The organism is Tenacibaculum maritimum NCIMB 2154, assembly GCF_900119795.1.
GTDB lineage: Bacteria > Bacteroidota > Bacteroidia > Flavobacteriales > Flavobacteriaceae > Polaribacter > Polaribacter maritimus.
Genome location: NZ_LT634361.1, coordinates 2,844,190 through 2,866,859 on the forward strand (window position 1 = coordinate 2,844,190; position 22,670 = coordinate 2,866,859).

A 22,670-nucleotide genomic window follows, 5' to 3' on the forward strand; every position below is an offset into this window, starting at 1 on the left:
GATATGAATGTATTTATTATAGGATTAGGACTTATAGGTGGTAGCTTTGCTTTAGATATTCAACAAGAATTTAAAACAGCTACCATTTATGGAGTTGACACCAATGAGAATCATTTAAGAGAAGCTTTAGATTTAAAAATAATTCACCAAAAAAGCTCCCTTAAGGAAATAGAAAAAGCAGATTTTGTTATTATTGCGATTCCAGTAGATATTGCTCTAAAATTAACTCCTCAAATATTAGACAAAATTCCTGATACAACATTAGTGTTAGATGTTGGTTCTACAAAAGAATTAATTTGTAACGCAATAAAACAACACCCAAAAAGAAGAAATTTTCTAGCAACTCACCCTATTGCTGGAACCGAATTTTCTGGACCAAAAGCAGCCTTAAAAGGACTATTTAAAGGAAAAACAAATATTATTTGCGAAGTAGAAAAAACAGCTTTCAAACTACAAGAAAGAGCCCTAGAACTTTTTTCTAAACTAGGAATGCGTATTCGTTATATGGATCCAAAATCACATGATAAGCATATTGCTTACGTATCCCACTTATCGCACATCAGCTCGTTCATGCTAGGAAAAACAGTCATTGAAAAAGAAAAAAATGAACGTGATATTTTCGACATGGCAGGAAGTGGATTTGCTTCTACAGTACGATTAGCAAAAAGCTCGCCTGCAATGTGGACTCCCATTTTTAGACATAATAAAGAAAATGTTATTGAAACATTAGAAGAATACATTAGTAACTTACAACATTTCAAGCAACTAATACAACGGGATGATTTTTCAGAGATATACAACGAAATGGAAAATACAAACCATATAAAACAAATATTAAACGGCATAAACTAAAAGCCATAATAACTACATAATGAAAAATACAAAAGAATTAAAAACATGGTTGGATGATATGAATTTAGCACATCCACTAGTAATAGCAGGGCCTTGTAGTGCAGAAACCGAAGAGCAGGTTTTAAAAATTGCACACGAATTAAAAGATTCTGATGTAAATTATTTTCGCGCAGGAATCTGGAAACCTAGAACTAGACCTGGTAATTTTGAAGGAGTAGGTGCTCTAGGCTTAAAATGGCTGCAAAAGGTAAAAGCTGAAACCGGAATGAAAACTTGTACAGAAGTAGCCAATGCAGCTCATGTAAAACTAGCTTTAGAACATGATATAGACCTTCTTTGGATTGGAGCTCGTTCTACTGTTTCACCATTCATCATGCAAGAAATTGCTGATGCTTTGGAAGGTACAGATAAAATTGTTTTGGTTAAAAATCCTGTAAACCCAGATTTAGCATTATGGCTAGGAGGAATAGAAAGATTATATACTGCTGGAATTAAAAACTTAGGCGCTATACATCGTGGCTTTTCTACTTATGAAAAGACCAAATATAGAAATATTCCAGAATGGCAACTTGCAATTGAATTTCAAAATAAATTCCCTGACTTACCTTTAATTTGTGATCCTTCTCATATTACAGGAAAAAGAGAAATGGTTTTTGACGTTTCTCAGACTGCTCTGGATTTAAATTTCGATGGCTTAATGGTTGAAACACATACTGATCCAGACAATGCTTGGAGTGATGCCGCTCAACAAGTAACTCCAAACACTTTAAAACAAATGATGGAAGATTTGAAAATTAGAAAAGTTACTAATACAGACCAAGCTTACCGAGAATCTTTAGAAAACTTACGTGCTCAAATAAATATAGTTGATAATCAATTAATTGATCTATTAGGGAAGCGTATGAAAGTAGCCGATAGTATTGGTGCTTTGAAAAAAGAAAAAAACGTAGCTGTATTGCAATCTAGACGTTGGAATGAAATTTTGGGCAACATGATTTTAGAAGGAGAAGCTAGAGGTTTAAGTGAAGAATTTGTCTTAAAAATGTTTAAAGCCATACACCAAGAAAGTATCAATCATCAAGAAAAAATAATTAAAGGTTAAAATAAATGGTTCCTACTTTGGTAGGAATCATTTTCCATACATTTCTTAAATTTTATTCTCATCTTTGCCTTATGACAGGAACGGTTTATAAATCTACAGGAAGCTGGTATTGGGTAAAAACAAACAACACCTTATACAAATGCCGCATCAAAGGTAAGTTTCGCTTAAAAGGTATCAAAAGTACGAATCCTATTGCAGTTGGAGATAAAGTAGATTTTAATATAGAAAGCAATAATAGCAACGAGGAAACAGGGGTTATCCATAAAATATACGAACGAGAAAATTTTATTGTTAGGAAATCTGTGAACTTATCTAAGCAAACACATGTTATTGCAGCAAATATCGATCAAGTTTTTTTATTAATTACTATTGATAACCCTCCTACTTTTACAACTTTTATCGATCGCTTTTTAGTTTCAACCAGAGCATATAGAATAGACACCATACTTATATTCAACAAAATAGACTCCTATAAAATAGAACAACGTGCAGAAATTTTATACTTACGAGATATTTACGAGAAAATAGGGTACCGATGCATTGATGTATCTGCTACTAAAAACCAAAATATAGCTACTGTAAAAGAAATGATGACCGGAAAAACCTCTATGTTTATAGGGCACTCTGGTGTAGGAAAATCTACTTTAGTAAATGCTATCGAACCCAGTCTTAACCTAAAAACGAATAAAATTTCTGACCAACATAAACAAGGTCAGCATACAACAACCTTTGCTGAAATGTTTGATTTAAATTTTAATGCAAAAATTATTGATACCCCTGGAATAAAGGGCTTCGGTGTAGTAGATATAGAAAGAGAAGAACTAGGGGACTACTTTCCTGAGTTTTTCGCACTAAAACAAGGTTGTAAATTTAACAATTGTATTCATCTCAAAGAACCGCGATGTGCTGTAAAAGATGCTTTAGAAGAAGAAACTATCTCATGGTCTAGATACAAAAGTTATCTACAAATTTTAGAAGGAGAAGAGGAACACTACAGAACTGATATCTGGGAAAAAGAGTAATGGAATGAAAGCAGTAATACAAAGAGTATCTGAAGCTAGTGTTACCATCAACAGCCATCAAACAGCTTCTATAAAAACAGGTCTTCTTATTCTTCTTGGCATTGTAGAAAACGACTCCCAAGAGGATATTAATTGGCTCTCTAAAAAAATTGTAAACCTTCGTATCTTTAACAACCAAGAAGGTATCATGAACTTATCTATAAAGGATATTGAAGGAGATATTATTGTAGTGAGTCAATTTACGCTACAAGCATCAACCAAAAAAGGAAACAGGCCTAGCTATATAAAAGCCGCTAAACCTCCAATTGCGATGCCTTTGTATAAAGGTTTCATCAAACAAATTGAAATAGATTTAGGGAAAAAGATACAAACTGGAGAATTTGGTGCCGATATGAAAGTAGCTCTACTCAATGACGGGCCTGTAACTATTATTATAGACACCAAAAATAAGATCTAGTTTTTTATAATGTTTATTGATGTACATACACACAATACCCATCACCCTGATGAGGTTTTACCTATTATCAACAGGTATCCTGACTCTTACCTTCTTCCTAACACCGCTTTTTCCATAGGCATTCATCCTTGGTATATTCTAGAAGAAAAGCTATATAACGAACTCTCGATATTAGAGGAAAAATTACAGCATCCAAATTGTTACGCACTTGGAGAGTGCGGTTTAGACAAACTCAGCCAAACCGATTTTCAATTACAGCTAGATGTTTTCAAGGAGCAAATCAAGCTCTCTGAGAAATTTCAAAAACCATTGCTCATTCACTGTGTGAAATCTTTTCAAGAAATCGTTCTTCTAAAGAAAAAAACACAACCGAAACAACCATGGATTATTCATGGTTTTAACAAACACTTTCAAGTGGCTAAGGAACTAACAAAACATGGAATTTTCCTCTCTTTTGGAGCTGCTCTCTTACAAAACAAAAAGCTACAAGAAACTGCCAAAAAAGTATCATTAACAACCTTATTTTTAGAAACAGATAATTCAAAAGAAAGTATTATATCCATATATAAAAAGCTCTCTGAAATAAAAGAGATCGAACTTAATCTCGTAAAACAAGAAATCAATAAAAATTACAAGCATATATTTACAACATGAGTTGGTTAGAAAGAACAGAACTACTTGTCCAAAAAGAAGGACTAAATAAAATTAAGGAAGCTAATATATTAATAGTTGGTTTAGGTGGCGTAGGATCTTTCGCTGCAGAATTTATAGCAAGAGCTGGCGTAGAACGTTTAACTATCGTAGATGGAGATGTTTTTGACGAAACTAATAAAAATCGCCAATTACCCGCTTTAAACAGTACCGTTGGAAAATCAAAAGTAAAGGTAATTCAAGAAAGGCTGCTAGACATTAACCCTGAAATTAAACTAACCGTATTAGAAGAGTTTCTTTCTCCCGAAAGAGCTTTTGAAATTGTCTCGAAAGAATATGATTATGTACTAGATTGTATTGATAGCATTACTCCCAAAATTAACTTAATAGTCGCCGCCCGTAGAAAAAAAGTAAAACTAATTAGCTCCATGGGAGCTGGCGGAAAACTAGATGCTACTAAAATACGCGTAAAAGATATTAGCAAAACTAAGAATTGTACTATGGCAAGAGTTTTAAGAAGGCGCCTAAAAGAATTAAATATCAACAAAGGAATTAAAGCCGTCTATTCTGAAGAGGTTCAAATAGCCAATAGTGTGAAAATTACAGATGGCACTAACTTCAAAAAGTCATATTACGGAACAATAAGCTATATGCCTGCTGCGTTTGGATTACAAGCGGCTGCATTTGTTATAAATCAGCTCATTAAGAAAAAATAATTTCCATGGAATATATTTTTCATTTACATTTGTCTTAAATAAAAAACCAATTTAAAAACACCAACATGAAAAAATCGATTTTAACATTGACCATCGTAGGTTTGACCCTTATTTCTTGTAAAAATGAGAAAAAAGAAAAGCTAACAGTAAGCAAAGAAGTAAAAGTGGAAAAAGTAGCCAAACCGATAACCAATAATATAGATACTAACACCTCTGTATTAACATGGAAAGGGACAAAACCTGGGGGGGCTCATAGTGGGACTGTAGCTTTAAAAGAAAGCTCTTTGGTTATTGATAATGGAGCCGTAACATCTGGTGAATTTATCATAGATATGTCTGCTATTAAAAATACGGATTTAGATGCTGAGCATGGAGCCAAGTTAGTAGCTCATCTTAGTAATGGTGATTTTTTCGACGTAGAAAAATACCCTACTTCTAAATTTGTCATTACTTCTTCTGATAATAAAGATGGTAAACTAGCAATTACTGGAAACTTGACTATTAAAGATGTTACTAAAAGTATCACCATACCTGCTACTATTTCTGAAAAAGATGGGGTCGTTACTTTTAAAAGCGACTTATTTAATATTAACAGAGCTGATTTTAATGTAAAATATGGTTCTAAGTCTTTTTTCGATAACTTAAAAGATAAGTATATTGATGACTTAATAGAATTTTCTTTTGATATTAAAGTCAAAAAATAAAAACACCTCATTTTGTGTTAAAAGCTGAAACTTTAAAAGTTTCAGCTTTTTTTTTACCTTTGCCGAAAAATTGAAACTACATGAATCTGAAATATTCTCGTATCATCCTTTTAGCAATCTTCTTATTTCCTATATTTATATTCTCTCAAAAAGCGAAATATGCAAGTTTTGCAACAGCTAGAGTGCTCAAAACAAACGCCAATGCTATTACTAGAAATAGCACTACAGAAATTACCATAGAAGCTGTCGATAAAATCGTAATACACAAAAAAAGAGTAATCACTGTACTAAACAAACTTGGAGTGGCAGATGCTCCAATGTCCATAGGTTACGATAATGACACTAAAATCACTAAACTTTCTGCTAAAATATACGATGCCTTTGGAAAAGAAATAAAAAAATACAAAAAACGAGATTTTTTAGATGTAAGTGCTGTTGAACATGGTACATTATATTCTGACGATAGGATTAAATACTTGCGCTATACTCCTACTAATTATCCATATACTGTTGTTTTTGAAACAACATATAAAACAAACTCTACAGCTTTTATTCCTAGATGGTTTCCTATTAATGGTTATTATATTTCTGTTGAAAAAAGTGAATATATCTTAAAGAACCCTTTAAACTTCCCCATAAGAACTCTAAAAAACAACTTTGAAAATTACCCCGTAGAAGATACCTCTTCTCCGTTTAACCTCCATTATGTATTAAAAAACCAAGCTGCTATAAAAGCAGAATCAAACAGCTTATACTACCTAGATCTTATGCCTTCATTATTTGTTTCTCTAAATAATTTTAGTTTAAAAGGCGTCAAAGGATTTGCTTCTAATTGGGAAGAGTTCGGAAAATGGATGCATCAAAAATTACTCACAGAAAATACTCAATTAAAGACAAGTACTAAATTAGAAATTAAAAGCTTAGTAAAAAATGCTCATACCGATTTAGAAAAGGCAAAGATCATATATGAATACATGCAACGTAAAACCCGATATATAGGCGTTCAAATTGGTATTGGTGGCTGGAAACCGATTCCTGCAAATGAGGTAGATAATGTTGGATATGGAGACTGTAAAGGATTAACAAATTATATGAAAGCTTTACTCGATGTTGTTGGAATAAAGTCATATCACACATTAGTTTACGCTAAAAGGAACAGAAATATTATTAAAAATTTTCCTTCTTTACAAGGAAATCATATGATTTTAAATATTCCAAACAATGGGAATGATATTTGGCTAGAATGCACCAGCCAAACAATTCCTTTCGGCTTTTTGGGAGATTTTACGGATGATAGAGACGTTTTAGTGGTTACCCCAGAAGGCGGGGTCATAAAACATACCCCTAAATATATCAATCATAAGAATTCTCAAGAAACTATAGCTACGATTAAACTTACCTCTTCAGGAAACCTTTCCGCCGTAGTAGAACGGACATCAAAAGGTATTAAATATGATAAAAAATATCATCTCGATAAGAAAAGTAAGAAAAATCTAGAAAATTATTATACCTCAAAGGTATGGAACTACAACAACAATACAGAAATTAATCATATAACTCTATTAAATAATAAAGAAACTACTTCCTTCAAAGAAACAATTCAACTTTCAATTACTAACTACGTAACTTCTTATCAAGAAAACATGTTATTCAAAATCAATGTGTTTAATAGATTTAAGAAGATTCCAAAACGCTATAGAAATAGACAAAATCCATTAAAGATAAATAGAGGATTTATAGATAGAGATATCTCTACGATAACACTTCCTGAAGGGTACTCCATAACCTCTCTCCCTAAAGAAAAGAAGATTGAAAATAAATTTGGTTTATATCATATTCAATTTGAAAGAATAAATGAAAAAACAATAAAGTATCGCAGAACCTTATCTTTAAAAAAAGGAATATATCCTAAAGAAGATTACGCTTTGTTTAGAAAATATTGCAAACTAATTGCTAAATACGATAACTTAAGAATAGAATTAACTAAAAAATAAAAACTATGAAAAGAATACTTGGGCTAATCATATTGTTTATCAATCTGGCTATCTTTGGCCAAGATAAAAACTATGAATTCGGAAAAGTTTCTAAACAAGAATTGAAAGAGAAATACTACCCTTCAGACACTACTGCAAAAGCTGCTTACTTGTATAAAAATAGGAATACGTATTTCAGCTATACCCAAAGTAAAGGATTCAGCCTCACTACTGAGTTTAGCTTCAGACTTAAAATATATTCTGAAGAGGGATTAAAACATGCCACGCAGATCATTCAATATTATAAACCCGATAAAGGGGATGACGAAAAAATAGTTGCTATAAAAGGATACACCTTTAATTTGAGTAATGGGAAAATCGAAAAAGAAAAACTATCTAGAAAACAAATTTTTAATGAAAAGAAGAATCGCTTCTATAGCTTTAAAAAACTTGCTTTTCCTAATGCAAAAATAGGATCTATCATCGAACTGAAGTATAAACTTATTTCTCCATACCATAGGTATATTGATGATCTTCAATTTCAATACGAGATACCTATTAGAAATTTTTATGCTAAAATTTCAATTCCAGAATACTTCAAATTCACCCCATTAGCCAAAGGTTTTTATTACGTCCAACCTTTGCGAAGTAGTAAAACGGATACCTTCTATTGGTCTGAATTAAGAAAACTAGAGCATTTAAAAAAACGACAACTAGATAAATACGAAGTTAAATTTAAAAAAAATATTTCTGAATATATCGCAACCAATATCCCCGCATTAAAAGATGACGAACCTTTTGTTAATAACGTTGGTAATTATAGAGGAGGGATTTCATTTGAGCTTAAAGCCATAAAATTTCCTAACTCAGCTCCTGAATTCTTTTCTATGACATGGAAAGATGTCAGCAAGAAGATACATCGATCTTCCAGGTTTGGAAAAGAACTAAAAAAGACAGCTTATTTTGCAAAAGATTTAGCTCCTGTTATTTCAAACTCAAAAAATGATTTAGAAAAGATCATTTCCATTTTACAATTTATAAAGTCAAAAGTAAAATGGAATCAATACAAGGGCAAATACGTTGACAAGGGAGTAAAAAAAGCCTATAAAGAGGGAAGCGGAAACGCAGCGGAAATAAACTTAATGTTGGTTGCAATGCTACGAGAAGCTAATTTAGATGCAAACCCTGTTTTAATCAGCACTAAAGACAATGGTATTCCTCTATTTCCTACTTTAAAGGGATTTAACTATGTAATTGCAGCAGTAAAAACACCCCAAGGTTTTATATTGTTAGATGCTACTGATCCGTACAGCAAGCCTAATATATTGCCTACAAGAACCATCAACTGGCAAGGTAGATTAGTCCATAAAAATGGAGGTTCAATCCCAATAAACCTAACACCTCTCCTACATTCTTCTAAGAAAAATACATTAAATGTTAAAATTGACGAGAATTTATCTATTCAAGGAGTATTAAGATCTAAATTCACTAATTTATTTGCTTTGAATTATAGAAATAAATACAATCATTTACAAAAGGAAGAAATTATTTCTAAACTTGAAAATAAAAACAATATTGAAATAGAAGACCTTAAAATTTCAAACAAATATAACCTTGGTAAGCCTATTGCCCAATTGCTAAAATTTTCTAGTGATGATATGGTAGAAAATATTAATGGTAAACTATATGTAAATCCCCTTCTTTTTTTGGCAACTACTAATAATATCTTCAAGTTAAAAGAACGTAAGTTCCCAGTAGATTTTACAACTCCTTGGATAGAACAAAACTCTACTACTGTACAAATACCTGATGGATATGTTATAGAAAGTTTACCTAAAACACTAGCTGCTACTCTTCCTGATAATCAAGGAATCTTAAAATTTCAAGTTACTCAAGATAAAAATAAGATAAAAACATATAGCATTTTACAACTTAATACTGCTATAATTAGCCCTGAATATTACCCCATATTAAAAGAGTTTTATAACAAACTTACTAACAAACAATCAGAAAAAATTATCCTAGCAAAAAAATAATGAAAAAAAAAATACTAATAGCTTGTCTCTTTATAGGCTTTATAAAAATTGGAATCTGTCAAAAGAAAAATTCAACCAAAATAGGAAGAGTTTCTAAAAAAGATTTAGAAATAACCTCTTACGAAAAAGATACTACTGCAAATGCATTTGTTTTATTGGAACATAGCAATACCTATATTGATGAAAAAAATAACTATAATTTTGTTTCAGACTATTATTTTAAAAAGAAGCTTTTAACTAAGGCGGCTTCTGATATCTCTATCGTTTCAATTCTTTTATACAAAAAAGAAAAAATTAATCAAATTGAAGGTATTACCTATAATCTTAACAATGGTAACATTGATAAAACTGTTTTATCTCCTAAAAGTATTTTTGAAAAACAGATCAATGAAAATTGGAAAGAAGTAACTTTTACATTACCTAATATAAAAGAAGGTAGTGTTATTGAATACGTATATTCTATCTCATCTCCTTATCAAAGACTTCCTGAATGGAATTTTCAAAGCGATATCCCTAAAGTAAAAAGTAGATACACTTCCTCTATTTTAGGAAACTGGAAGTATAATATTCGAATAATCGGGAATCTAAAACTAGATATTGATAACCCTACTATTAAGAAAAATTGCGTTTACGTTGCTGGTATAGGAAATGGGCACTGCTCTAATTTAGAATACGAAATGAATGACATTCCTGCTTTTAAAGAAGAAGAGTATATGTTGAGTAAAAAGAATTTCATTTCAAGACTATGCTTTGATCTAATTTCTTTTACGCAGGTAGATGGACGTATCAAAAAATACACAAAAACATGGAAAGATGCAGATAAAGCGTTAAAGAATAACTTTCTTGATAGACAAAGCTTAAAAAAAAGCTATTTTAAAAACAATATTCCCTCAGAAATTCTAGCGGAATCGGATAATTTAAAAAGAACAAAAAAAATCTATCATTTTATTCAAAATCATTTCACTTGGAACGAAAAATACTGGCCTTCTAGAAAAATTAAACTAAAAAAAGCTTTTCAAGAAAAAATAGGAAACATATTTGATATTAACCTTTCTTTATTCAATAGCTTAAAAGCTGCGAATATTAATTGTAAATTAATTTTAGCTTCCACCAGAAGTAAGGGGCTTTTAACTAAGTTGTATCCTATCTACGACGAGTTCAATTATCTCATTGTAAAAGCTTTTATAAACGATAAGGAATACCTACTAGATGCTACTAACAAAAATTTCCCTTTTGGATTGATAAGGTTCGAAGCGCTTAACGAATATGGACGCCTAATGGATTTTAAAAAAGGAAGTTCTTGGATACCTCTTAGCCCCGCTATCATTTCTAAAAAGAGGACTATGGTTACCTTAAAATTAGAAGAAGGCTTTTTTAAAGGCACAATAAATAGAAGTAAAAGTGGCTACTACACCGTTGAAAAACGAAATGAATTAAAAACAATCAATGAAAACAGTTACTTAGAAAACTTTGAATCTAAATTTCCTCATATAGAAGTCGAGAATTACACCCATAAAAACTTATACGATTTAGATAAATCTTTGCGAGAAAATTTTGAAGTTAATATCGACTTCGAAAATACAGATCAAAATAATAAATTAAGAATTTTTCCTTTTTTTCTAGAAAAACAAAATAAAAATCCTTTTAAATTAAAAGAGCGAAACTACCCAGTTAATTTTGGTTTTTCTAGAAATAGCAGCTATTTATTATCTCTTGAAATTCCTAAAGGTTATAAAGTATCTAAACTCCCAAAATCTAAAAAACTAAATTTACCAAATAACGGAGGTACATTCATTTATCAAATGAATTCATCAGGGAATACAATTATGTTAATATTTAAATTTATCTTACATAAAAAAAGGTTTTCTAATAATGAATACTTCTATTTAAAAGAATTTTACAAACAACTGATTGATAAGCAGAACGAGTATATAGAATTAGAAAGAATTTAAAACAGTCTATCTAGCAACATAAAAAAGCACCTGTTATAGGTGCTTTTTTATGTTGCTCTAACTTCTTTTTCAAAATAATTTAACTTTTAACAATACCTCGCTCAAAATTATTATTGTTATAATAACATTAAACAAATACTGATCTTCAGATACTAGGCTTATAGCGAAGGAAATAAACTGAGAAGATATAGCTTCTTAATTTAACTGATAAACGATTCTACCTCAAATAACGTTTTAAAATGTACCAGTATTTTGGATTTTACCTCCTCCTCTGAAATCTTCCTACTTAACTCTGCTTCCATAGAGGTAACTGCTTTTCCTCTTATCCCACAAGGAATGATATTATCAAAATATCCCAAGTTCGTATTGACGTTTAATGCAAAACCATGCATGGTTACCCATCTACTAGTACGAATTCCCATGGCACATATTTTTCTAGCAAAAGGAGTACCTACATCCAACCAAACTCCTGTTTCTCCTTCACTTCTTTCTCCCTTTAAACCATATTCGCCTATTGTTAAAATAATAGCTTCTTCTAACAAACGTAAATACTTATGTATATCCGTAAAGAAATTTTCTAAATCCAAAATAGGGTATCCTACAATCTGCCCTGGACCGTGATAAGTAATGTCTCCTCCTCTATTTATTTTATAGAAAGTAGCTCCTTTCTGCCTCAACTGCTCCTCATTAAGCAGTAAGTTACTCATATCTCCACTTTTACCCAAAGTATATACATGTGGATGTTCTACAAAAAGAAAGTAATTCTTGGTAGGGATATCTGTTCCCTCTCTCCTATTTTTGATTTTCAAGTCAATAATACTTTGTAACAAATCAGATTGATAGTCCCAAGTTTCCTTGTAATCTTTTTTTAATAATTCTTCTAAATATATGTTTTTATTCATAACTTTGGCTACAAATATAAAATATATTGTAGATTTTTATGTAGGATTAACTCCTTTTTAACTATTCTATTTACAAAAACCCTCATTTATGTTAAAAAAAATTACATTTTTACATTTTGCTCTAATACTTATGCTTTCTCTATCCATGGAGGCACAAAGTGTTTGGACAAAAATCAATGCTAATGAAAACTTAGCATCAAAACATGAAGTTTTAGCGAGAAAAAATATCCCTAATAATTATGATCTTTTCTCCTTAAATACTTCTATTTTTGAAAAACAGTTGAATAATTTTTCTAGAAATTCTAAGAAGATTATTGAGCTACCCGCTATCCATGGGAATACCGCTAAATTCTTGGTCAAAGAAACTTCAAATCTAGCTCCTGAATTAGCTGCAAAATTTCCAACAATAAAATCGTATTCAGCTCAGGGTATTGATGACCCTACTGCTACTGCCAAGATTAGTGTTGGTAGTGATGGGATTCATGCAATTATTTTTTCAGGAAATCATAGCACTTTGTATATAGATCCATACACAAAGAATAAGCAACAATACATTTCTTACAAAAAAAGTAGCTTACCTAGTAAAAAAGACGATTTTACTTGTACTGTTGAAGACGCTTCAGAAAAAGCGTTTCAAAAGAATACAGCTGCTAGAGGTGCTAATGATGGAAAATTAAGAACTTTTCGTTTAGCCATCGTTTGTAGTGGTGAATATGCTCAATTCCATTTAAACAGACAAGGAGTTTCTGCTGGAGCTACTGATGCTGTAAAAAAAGCAGCTGTTTTGTCTGCTATGAACACTTCAATGACTAGAATTAACGGCGTTTATGAAAGAGATTTAGGGGTAAGAATGGTCATTGTTGCTGATAATGATAAAATTATTTTTTTAGACGCTGACACAGACAATATTACTGATGGTTCATCTAATGCGATGATCGGTGAAACTCAAGCAATTTGTGATGCTGAAATTGGTGATGCGAATTATGATATTGGGCATATTTTTAGTACTGGTGGTAGTGGATTAGCTGGCTTAGGAGTCGTATGTCGCTCAGGTTCTAAAGGTAGAGGAGTTACAGGAATAGCTCAACCTATAAATGACCCTTATGATATTGACTATGTTTCTCATGAAATGGGACATCAATTTGGAGCAAACCATACGCAAAACAATTCTTGTAATAGAAATAATAGTACTGCTGTAGAGCCAGGAAGTGCTTCTACAATAATGGGATATGCAGGTATTTGCCGACCTAATGTTCAGCAAAATAGTGATGACCACTTCCATGCTGTAAGTATCGCTGAAATGTGGGCTACAATTCAATCAACTGCTAACTGCGCTACTGCTACTGACACAGGAAACAATGCCCCTACAGCAAATGCTGGTGCTGATTTTAGCATTCCTAAATCTACTCCTTTTGTTTTGAAAGGAATCGGAACGGATGCTAACAATCCAAATAACCTAACTTATAACTGGGAACAACTGGATAATCAAGTTGCTACAATGCCTCCTCTATCAACTAATACAGGTGGTCCAATGTTTAGATCTCTTCCTTCAACATCTTCTCCTAACAGATACATGCCAGCTTTAGAAACTGTAGTATTAGGTAGCACTTCTTCTGAATGGGAAGTAGTTCCTTCTGTTGCAAGAGAAATGAATTTTTCATTCTTAGTAAGAGATAATCATCCTGGAGGTGGTAACAGCGCTAGAGATGATATGAAAGTTACTATTGTAAATACAACTCCTTTCTCTGTAAATACTCCTTCTACTTCGGCTCCTAATTCAACTATTAACTTGACTTGGAATGTTGGGCAAACCAACCAAAACCCTATCAATTGCCAAAGAGTAAATATCAGGCTTTCGACAGACAATGGCGCAACCTTTCCAACAGTACTAGTAGCTAATACCAATAATGATGGTAATGAAGACATCAATATTCCTGCAATAGCAAATACATCTCAAGCTTTTATCATGGTAGAAGCAGCTGACAATATTTTCTACAATATCTCTTCTAGGTTTTCTATCAGTAACCTACCTGATTTCTCTTTACAAAATATTACTGGAGATATTACTGTATGTAATACTGCTACTGATACTCAAAATTTTGAATTACAGTATAGTGCCATTAACGGCTTTTCTGAAGAAGCTGTATTTAGTGCTAGTAACGTGCCCGATGGAGCTGTTGTTAACTTCAGTAAAAATAATATAGTAAACTCTGATACGGTTATATGTAGTATTTCTAATATCGGAGACGTTGCTTCTGGTAATTATGAAATTAGAATTAATGCAACTACTCAATCTGTAACTAAAAGTATTATTCTTAAATTATCTATAAAAGATAAGGTATGTAGCTCTTCTGGAGACACTTCTAGAATCAGTACTACTTTGGTCAAATTCAATACTATTAACAATCAATCAGCAAAAAATGGTGGTTATAGTGATTTTAAAAACATTTCAACAACTGTTCAAAGCGGACAAAGATACCAGTTAGAAGTTAAAACAAATACTTACAGTAGTTTCTCTCAACCTCTAACTACCATATCAACTGCTTGGATCGATTGGAATCAAAATTGCCAATTTGACGCTGATGAAGCATATGATTTAGGTGCAGCAACTGGTTTTACGGATCAAATCACGAATAACAGCCCTTTAAACATAACTGTTCCTAATAATGCCGTTCCTGGAAATACAATTTTAAGAATTTCAACTAGGCTTTCTTCTTACCCTTCTTCTTGTAGTTCTAACTTCACTGGAGAAGTAGAAGACTATACCTTAGTTGTAGAAAATGCAACAGCATCTATCACCGATTTACCTTTCAATAATTTTAAGCTATATCCGAATCCTTCTGAGGGCGTATTTAACTTAAAATTTGAAGTAATAAATACTAAAAAAGTATCTCTTAAATTATTTGATTTGAGAGGAAGGCTTGTTGCTAAAAAGCAATATAAAAATACTACGACTTATTTCTCTAAGCAACTTACTTTTGAAAAAGTCAACGCTGGTTTATATATGTTACAAATAAGTAATGGGAATAAAAAAGCTATAAGAAAGATCCTTATTAAATAAATACCTTTTTTATACAAATAAGCAAAAGGCAAACTTTATTGTAAAGTTTGCCTTTTTTTATGATATCGTTCAAGACGAGTAGTATTCTTTTGATATATCAAACCCCCTTAACATTTCTTTTTCAAAATTCTTAAAAATGCTACTATAATTTTTCATAAACCTCAATAACTCCCTCTATAATTTGAATTACTACCTTTCACAAAACTCTAAATTTTATGTACATTTGGCGCCGTATTATTTTCATTAATTTATCTTACAAACACGAACTATGCATGTAGCCATTGCAGGAAATATTGGAGCGGGAAAAACAACACTAACCAAGTTGCTAGCTAAGCACTATAATTGGGAACCCCACTTTGAATCCGTTAATGAAAATCCATACTTAGATGATTTTTATGGAGAGATGGAAAGATGGTCTTTTAACCTACAAGTTTATTTCTTAAATAGTCGCTTTAGACAAGTATTAGAATTACGCAAATCAGGTAAGAAAATCATTCAAGACAGGACCATTTATGAAGATGCCCACATATTTGCGCCTAATTTACATGCAATGGGCTTAATGACTAATAGAGATTATAGTAATTATAGTTCTTTATTTGAATTGATGGAAAACTTGGTAACTCCCCCAGATTTACTAATCTATTTAAGAGCCGATATATCCACCTTAGTTGGGCAAATTCATAAAAGAGGAAGAGAATATGAAAACTCCATTAGCATTGACTACCTAAGCCGACTCAATGAACGCTATGAAGCATGGATTAGCACTTACACTAAAGGAAAATTATTAATTATAGATGTTGATAATTTAGATTTTGTTGAAAATAGAGAAGACTTAGGTTATATTATTGATAGAATTGACGCTCAAATAAACGGGCTTTTTTAACGGCTAAACTCACTTAGCAAAATAGCCGTAGCCGTAGCAACATTTAAACTCTCTGTTTCTTGCGTTTTTCCGAACCTAGGTATCGCTATTTTGTGGGTTGCTATTTCTTTAATTTTTAAAGATACCCCATTAGCCTCATTTCCCATAACTAAAATACTTTCTTTTGGCAACTTGGTTTCATATACATTGTGACCTTCCATGTCCGCAATAAAAACAGGCAAATTAGCTTTCTTTAAGTATTCTTCCAAATTTAAATAATTGACCTGCACTCTTGTCAAAGATCCCATTGTTGCTTGTACTACTTTTTGATTGTAACAATCAACAGTATCTTTAGAACACACTAACTGTGCTATTCCAAACCAATCGCATAAACGAATAATCGTACCTAAATTACCTGGATCATTAACTGCATCTAAAGCAACAATCAACCCTTTTGTTTTCGTAGCAACTATTTCTGGAATTTTAAATACTCCTAAAGCCTTATTCGGTGTTTTTAATGCGCTTATCTTTTTCAACTCCCCTTCTGTAATTATTACTGTTTTATCAATATCATCAACAGGTAAATCCTTAGCAAAAGAATCCACGATAAAAAGAATTTCTAATGCTAGCGAAGAATCTAATAACTCCTTTACAACCTTGACTCCTTCTGCTACAAATAATTGATACTTTTGCCTGTACTTTTTTTGTTGTAAACTTGTTATTAGCTTTATACGATTTTTAGATAAACTCATTAAATATTTTTTAACACAAATATACCGCTAAAAAATACTACTTTTGGTACTTATAGCGACGCGTAAAGTTAATGAAAAATCCTTTTTTCTACTTTTTATTTTTAATTCTGATTATTTCCTGTAACTCTGTAAAGAGAGTTCCTGAAGGAAAAGAACTTTTAGTTAAAAATATTATTTACATTGACAGCCTTAAAAGCACCAACAGTAATACAGAAGACTATATTATTCAACGCCCTAATTCCAAAACCTTAGGTTTTCCCCTTGCCCTATATTTTTATAATCTTGGAAAACCCAATGGTCCTAAAAACCCATACGAATGGTCTCATAAAAATCCTAAACTTTATAATTTTTTTGAAAAATCATTTTCACAAAAACAAAGTATAGCTCTTGCGAATACTTTTATTGGTGTCAATAACTGGTTTTTAAAAAGCGGACAAGCTCCCGTTATCATTGATAACGAAAAAACTAAAAAAACAGTTAAGAATTTACAAACATACTATCAAACCGAAGGATATTTCAGAGCTAAAGTCAAATCTAAAAAGAGCGCTACAGGTTATAAAAAAGGAACGATCTCTTATTTTATAACCAAAGGAACTCCTACAATTATAGACTCTATCTCTACACGCATAGCTTCTAAAGATTTAGATTCTTTATATAATGCTCAAAAAAGCAAAACTTTTATAAAGTCTGGAGAACAATATAAAAATCAAAATTTCATTAATGAGGCTAACAGACTCACCAAACTTTTTAGAGATAACGGAATCTATCATTTTTCAGAAAATTATATCGGTTTTTACGAGATAGACACTGCTAGTACCAACAATCACAAAACGGATGTTCATTTAGAAATTTCTAATAGAATTGTAGAAGGGAATAATGGGGTTTATACCACCAAACCATTAAAAATACAAAAAGTAAAAAAAATTAATATTTTCACTGATTATACTTATAATGAAAGAAACTCCCCTTATTTAGATACTGTTTCCCACAACGGAATTAGCTTTATTTCTCATAAGAAATTAGCATATAACCCTAAATTTTTATCTCAATCTATATTCATTAAGCCAAACGGAACTTATAGTGATTACACCAGTAACTTAACACGTAAACATCTTCGAGGTTTGCGAAACTTTAAAACTACCGCTATTAAATATTCTGAGCTAAATGATAGTGAATTAATTGCTGATATTTACTTGACCCCTATAGAGAAATACACACTAGGTTTTGAAACAGAATTGTCTCGCTCTAATATCAGAAATTTTGATATTTCTGCTAAATTTTCAATAACAAATAGAAACACCTTCAAAGGTGCTGAAGTCTTTAAGTTTTCTGTACTCGGTTCTTATTTCAATTCTAGGAATGGTCCTGGTTGGGAAATCGGAGGAAACTTATCACTAGAAGTTCCTCGCTTCATGGTTCCCTTTGGTTTGCATAAAATGGTACCTAAAAGCATGTTTCCTAAAACAAAATTTTCAACAGGGTTAAGTATTCAAAAGAATATTGGTTTAGACAAGCAAAATATTACTGTAGGAATTGATTACAAATGGCAATTCAACAAGAAAAAATCTATTCAACTTGAATTAATGAACGCCCAATATATTAGAAACCTAAACATAGAGAATTACTTTACTGTTTATAATTCTGAATATAGTAAGCTTGAAGAAATAGCGAAAGCTTACGATACGAAATATACGCTTCCTGAGAATATCCCGTCAAATGCCAATGGAATCGTAGCATTTATGAATAAGGTGCTTCAGGATAGAAGCTCTATTACCGAAAACCCTATAGCGTATGGAGCCAATCTAAACATATTCAATCGTTATCGAATTATAACCTCTAACTTTTTAATCCCAGAAATAGCTTACTCATATACTTATAACAATCAAGAAAACATTAAAGATGTTAGCTTTTCTTTTTTCAAATTAAGATTTGCAAATTCAGGAAATGTAATGGGTATATTCTCTAAACATACAAATAGCAATGGACTTAGAACTGTTTTCAAGATTCCAGTAGCTCAATATTTTAAAACAGATATTGAGTACAAGAAATTTTGGAGCACAAGTGAAAACACAGCTTTAGGCTATAGAGCCTTTTTAGGAGCAGCTATCCCATATGGAAAATCTAACATTCCTTTTTCTAAAAGCTATTTTGCAGGAGGATCAAATGACATTAGAGCGTGGCAAACCTATGACTTAGGGCCTGGAACAAGAGCTCCTGGGCTGGAATATAATATTGGAAGTTTAAAGTTTTTAACTTCTTTAGAATATCGATTTGATATTATTAATAACTTAAAAGGTGCACTATTTATTGATGCTGGTAATATTTGGGATATTACGAATTCATCTTTTGTAGATGCTCCTTCTAAATTTACTGATATCTCTTCTTTAAAAGATATGGCTGTTGGAACAGGGTTTGGATTCCGCTATGACTTCAAATTTCTAATTGCTCGTTTAGATATTGGCTTAAAAGCACATGAACCCTATTTAAAAGATACTAATAGATGGTTTCGAAATTTCAACTTTAACAGAGCTGTGTATAATATTGGTATTAACTATCCTTTTTAACCAAATCAAAGTAGTTTCTCTAGTCTCTTTTACAGTATAAAAACTGCTTAATTTCACCAGTTCCTCGATCTCTATCAAAATTTCAAACTTCTTAAACGATATTATCATTTTTTCAATCAAAAAGTATAAAAATGCTTATTTTTGAACTATTCAATTTCAATTAAAAATAATTATAATGGCTCATAATATTAAAGCTGGTGTTGCTACCAGAAAAGAAGTTCAAGAAATTTTCAAATTAGCTAAAGAAAAAAACTTTGCTTTACCAGCGGTAAACGTTGTTGGTTCTAATACTATTAATACTGTTTTAGAAACTGCCAAAGAGTTAAATGCCCCTGTTATTATTCAATTTTCAAATGGTGGAGCTCAATTTAATGCAGGGAAAGGATTGTCTAATGAACATCAAAAAGCAGCTATTGCTGGAGCTGTAGCTGGCGCAAAACATATTCATTTACTAGCAGAGGCATATGAGGTTCCTGTAATATTACACACTGACCATGCTGCTAAAAAGTTATTGCCTTGGATTGATGGTCTATTAGATGCTAGTGAACAACACTATAAAGAAACAGGAAAGCCGTTGTACAGTTCTCACATGATTGATTTATCAGAAGAACCTATCGCCGAAAATATCGAAATCTGTAAAAAATACCTAACTCGAATGAGTAAAATGGGAATGACCTTAGAGATTGAACTAGGCATTACAGGAGGAGAAGAAGATGGAGTTGATAATTCTGATGTAGATGTATCTAAACTATATACACAACCTGAGGAAGTGGCTTTCGCTTATGAAGAACTCATGAAAGTAAGTCCACAGTTTACCATTGCAGCTGCCTTTGGTAATGTTCACGGTGTGTACAAACCTGGTAATGTAAAGTTAACTCCGAAAATTTTAAAAAATTCGCAAGAATATATTTCAAAACACTATAAGGTGCCTCATAATACTATTGATTTTGTATTTCATGGTGGCTCCGGATCAACTATAGAAGAAATAAGAGAAGCTATTGGATATGGAGTTGTTAAGATGAATATTGATACCGACTTACAGTATGCTTTCACAGAAGGAATACGCGACTATATGGAAACTAAAAAAGACTATGTATCAAGTCAAATTGGGAATCCTGAAGGAGATGATCTTCCTAATAAAAAATATTACGATCCTCGTAAATGGTTAAGAGAAGGAGAAGCTACTTTTAAAACTCGATTAAAAAAGGCCTTTGAAGATTTAAATAACATAAATACCCTATAAAGGCTCTCTATTAAAAGCAACTTATCAAAAAAACTATTTAAAAAAGTACCTTGAAAAGAAAATCAAGGTACTTTTTTATATCCCAAAACGAAGTGATGGTTGTCAATACAAAAAGATATATTTAAAAGAAAAACAGAAGTTCATAAAAAACTTTTTACATTTGTAGCTTCCTTAATTTTAAAATTAAGGAAACAAACAACAGAGTATTAAACATACAAACTAACTACATATGGCTTGGTTTAAACGTAAAGACAAAGGGATTCATACCCCTACAGAAAACAAGAAAGATACTCCAAAAGGGCTTTGGTATAAAACTCCTAGTGGAAAAATTATTGATACAGAAGAACTAAAGAAAAACCTTTATGTAAGCCCAGAAGACGGGTATCATGTACGTATTGGAAGTAAAGAATATTTTGAATTATTCTTCGATAATAATGAATTCAAGGAATTAGATGCCAAATTAACTTCAAAAGATCCTTTGAAATTTGAAGACACAAAAAAATATCCAGAGCGTTTAAAAGCTGCACAAAAGAAAACCGATTTAAAAGACGCTGTTCGTACTGCTGTTGGTAAATCTAACGGGAAAGATATTGTAATTGCTTCTATGGATTTTGCTTTTATTGGAGGTTCTATGGGAAGCGTTGTTGGAGAAAAAATAGCACGCGCTATTGATTACGCTATCCAACACAAATTACCTTTTTTAATGATTTCTAAATCTGGTGGAGCGCGTATGATGGAAGCTTCTCTATCTTTAATGCAATTAGTTAAAACCTCTGCAAAATTAGCGCAGTTAGCCGAAGCGAAGTTGCCATATATTTCTTTATGTACTGATCCGACTACAGGAGGAACAACAGCTTCTTTTGCTATGTTAGGCGATATCAATATTGCAGAACCAAATGCCTTAATTGCTTTTGCGGGGCCGCGTGTAGTAAAAGATACAACTGGTAAAGATTTACCTGAAGGATTCCAGCGCTCTGAATTTGTATTAGAGCATGGGTTTTTAGATGGAATCTACGAACGTAAAGATCTAAAACAACAAATTAATCTTTATATTGATTTAATACAGAATCAACCTGTAAGAGCTTAACAGCTTACAGTAAAAGAATCAGCAAAATGCTGATTCTTTTTATTTAACACTATTTTTCTCATTAAAAATTCAACTTATTAAGTTCCTTATCGTTTGGTACAAACGCACAAAAATGGTTATTCTTTCTTCAATTACAATAAACAAAAAAAAGCTTCCTATGATGGCTATTCTTATCTTTTAGATGCTCTTTTTCCTTTCATTATAACATGAAGATTTACGTATCACAGACCACCTTCCTTTCCTTGCTATTTAGACGAAAAAATCTGACTCTCAATCAAAAAATAATTGTATATTTGTTGCTTTGATGAGAACTCATCAATATACATAATAATCATTTAAATAATATTGGAATGTATTTAACTAAAGAAGTAAAAGAAGGAATCTTCGAGAAGCACGGTAAAGGAAAAAATGATACTGGAACATCAGAAGGTCAAATTGCATTATTCACTTTTAGAATAAACCATTTAACAGAACACTTAAAAAAGAATCGTAAAGATTTTAACACAGAGCGCTCTTTAGTAAAAATGGTTGGTAAGCGTAGAAGCTTATTAGATTATTTAAAGAAAAAAGATATCAATAGATATCGTGCGATAATCAAAGAATTAGGAATTAGAAAATAATTTCTACAAAAAAGAGGCTCTACAAACGTGCCTCTTTTTTATTTTACAAAGAATTTATTTCTGACTAACAAACAGAAATTTATATAAAAAGCCCAAAATTACTAACAACAATTT

The 22,670-nt window shown here is 31.6% G+C and carries 18 protein-coding genes; 16 read left to right on the forward strand and 2 right to left on the reverse strand.

Going from position 1 to position 22,670, the window contains the following annotated elements:
- Positions 1-3: 3 nt before the first annotated feature.
- The 10 genes from MARIT_RS12625 to MARIT_RS12670 all read left to right on the forward strand — a co-directional run bounded on the left by MARIT_RS12625 (position 4) and on the right by MARIT_RS12670 (position 11,465).
- Entirely contained in the window at positions 4-852 is an 849-nt protein-coding gene (locus MARIT_RS12625) for a prephenate dehydrogenase (protein WP_100212043.1), read from the forward strand.
- 19 nt (positions 853-871) lie between these two features.
- Positions 872-1,954, forward strand: a complete 1,083-nt coding sequence (locus MARIT_RS12630) for a bifunctional 3-deoxy-7-phosphoheptulonate synthase/chorismate mutase type II (RefSeq protein WP_024742199.1) — start codon at positions 872-874, stop codon at positions 1,952-1,954.
- Positions 1,955-2,025: 71 nt separating this feature from the next.
- A complete protein-coding gene (rsgA, locus tag MARIT_RS12635) occupies positions 2,026-2,976 on the forward strand; it encodes a ribosome small subunit-dependent GTPase A (RefSeq protein ID WP_024742198.1) in 951 nt (316 codons plus the stop codon).
- A gap of 4 nt (positions 2,977-2,980) precedes the next feature.
- Positions 2,981-3,433 (forward strand): D-aminoacyl-tRNA deacylase, encoded by a 453-nt coding sequence (gene dtd / locus MARIT_RS12640; protein ID WP_024742197.1) that lies wholly within the window; start codon positions 2,981-2,983, stop codon positions 3,431-3,433.
- A 9-nt stretch (positions 3,434-3,442) separates the two neighbouring features.
- On the forward strand, positions 3,443-4,087 hold the full coding sequence (locus MARIT_RS12645) for a TatD family hydrolase (RefSeq protein WP_100211689.1): 645 nt from the start codon (positions 3,443-3,445) through the stop codon (positions 4,085-4,087).
- Positions 4,084-4,800, forward strand: a complete 717-nt coding sequence (locus MARIT_RS12650) for a tRNA threonylcarbamoyladenosine dehydratase (protein WP_100211690.1) — start codon at positions 4,084-4,086, stop codon at positions 4,798-4,800. The genes MARIT_RS12645 and MARIT_RS12650 overlap by 4 nt, the downstream gene beginning before the upstream one ends.
- Before the next feature lie 65 nt (positions 4,801-4,865).
- Positions 4,866-5,504: a YceI family protein gene (locus MARIT_RS12655; protein WP_100211691.1), complete on the forward strand. Its 639-nt coding sequence runs from the start codon at positions 4,866-4,868 to the stop codon at positions 5,502-5,504.
- An 80-nt stretch (positions 5,505-5,584) separates the two neighbouring features.
- Positions 5,585-7,498 (forward strand): DUF3857 domain-containing protein, encoded by a 1,914-nt coding sequence (locus MARIT_RS12660; RefSeq protein WP_100211692.1) that lies wholly within the window; start codon positions 5,585-5,587, stop codon positions 7,496-7,498.
- A gap of 5 nt (positions 7,499-7,503) precedes the next feature.
- Positions 7,504-9,513 carry a transglutaminase domain-containing protein gene (locus MARIT_RS12665; RefSeq protein WP_100211693.1) on the forward strand — a complete coding sequence of 670 codons (2,010 nt, stop codon included), beginning with the start codon at positions 7,504-7,506 and terminating at the stop codon, positions 9,511-9,513.
- The gene (locus tag MARIT_RS12670; RefSeq protein ID WP_100211694.1) at positions 9,513-11,465 is read left to right on the forward strand and encodes a DUF3857 domain-containing protein; all 1,953 of its coding nucleotides are present in this window, start codon (positions 9,513-9,515) and stop codon (positions 11,463-11,465) included. The genes MARIT_RS12665 and MARIT_RS12670 overlap by 1 nt, the downstream gene beginning before the upstream one ends.
- A gap of 200 nt (positions 11,466-11,665) precedes the next feature.
- Here MARIT_RS12670 and lipB read toward each other — a convergent pair whose 3' ends face one another.
- Positions 11,666-12,367 carry a lipoyl(octanoyl) transferase LipB gene (gene lipB, locus MARIT_RS12675; protein ID WP_024742190.1) on the reverse strand — a complete coding sequence of 234 codons (702 nt, stop codon included), beginning with the start codon at positions 12,365-12,367 and terminating at the stop codon, positions 11,666-11,668.
- A gap of 88 nt (positions 12,368-12,455) precedes the next feature.
- Between lipB and MARIT_RS12680 the strand changes: the two genes are divergently transcribed.
- Together MARIT_RS12680 and MARIT_RS12685 are read left to right on the forward strand one after the other, a co-directional pair.
- Positions 12,456-15,428, forward strand: coding sequence for a zinc-dependent metalloprotease (locus tag MARIT_RS12680; protein ID WP_100211695.1), 2,973 nt, complete (start codon positions 12,456-12,458; stop codon positions 15,426-15,428).
- A 268-nt stretch (positions 15,429-15,696) separates the two neighbouring features.
- A complete protein-coding gene (locus MARIT_RS12685; RefSeq protein WP_024742188.1) occupies positions 15,697-16,311 on the forward strand; it encodes a deoxynucleoside kinase in 615 nt (204 codons plus the stop codon).
- Here the strand turns inward: MARIT_RS12685 and MARIT_RS12690 are convergent.
- Positions 16,308-17,042: a TrmH family RNA methyltransferase gene (locus MARIT_RS12690; RefSeq protein ID WP_024742187.1), complete on the reverse strand. Its 735-nt coding sequence runs from the start codon at positions 17,040-17,042 to the stop codon at positions 16,308-16,310. The two genes, MARIT_RS12685 and MARIT_RS12690, sit on opposite strands and share 4 nt — an antisense overlap.
- A 71-nt stretch (positions 17,043-17,113) precedes the next feature.
- On the opposite strand from MARIT_RS12690, the gene tamL reads away from it, so the two are divergent.
- The 4 genes from tamL to rpsO all read left to right on the forward strand — a co-directional run bounded on the left by tamL (position 17,114) and on the right by rpsO (position 22,556).
- A complete protein-coding gene (gene tamL, locus MARIT_RS12695) occupies positions 17,114-19,606 on the forward strand; it encodes a translocation and assembly module lipoprotein TamL (protein WP_024742186.1) in 2,493 nt (830 codons plus the stop codon).
- A gap of 175 nt (positions 19,607-19,781) precedes the next feature.
- The gene (gene fbaA / locus MARIT_RS12700; RefSeq protein WP_100211696.1) at positions 19,782-20,849 is read left to right on the forward strand and encodes a class II fructose-bisphosphate aldolase; all 1,068 of its coding nucleotides are present in this window, start codon (positions 19,782-19,784) and stop codon (positions 20,847-20,849) included.
- Positions 20,850-21,078: 229 nt separating this feature from the next.
- Positions 21,079-21,936 (forward strand): acetyl-CoA carboxylase, carboxyltransferase subunit beta, encoded by an 858-nt coding sequence (accD, locus tag MARIT_RS12705; RefSeq protein ID WP_024742184.1) that lies wholly within the window; start codon positions 21,079-21,081, stop codon positions 21,934-21,936.
- Between the two features lie 350 nt (positions 21,937-22,286).
- Positions 22,287-22,556 carry a 30S ribosomal protein S15 gene (gene rpsO / locus MARIT_RS12710; protein ID WP_100211697.1) on the forward strand — a complete coding sequence of 90 codons (270 nt, stop codon included), beginning with the start codon at positions 22,287-22,289 and terminating at the stop codon, positions 22,554-22,556.
- Positions 22,557-22,670 lie beyond the last annotated feature (114 nt).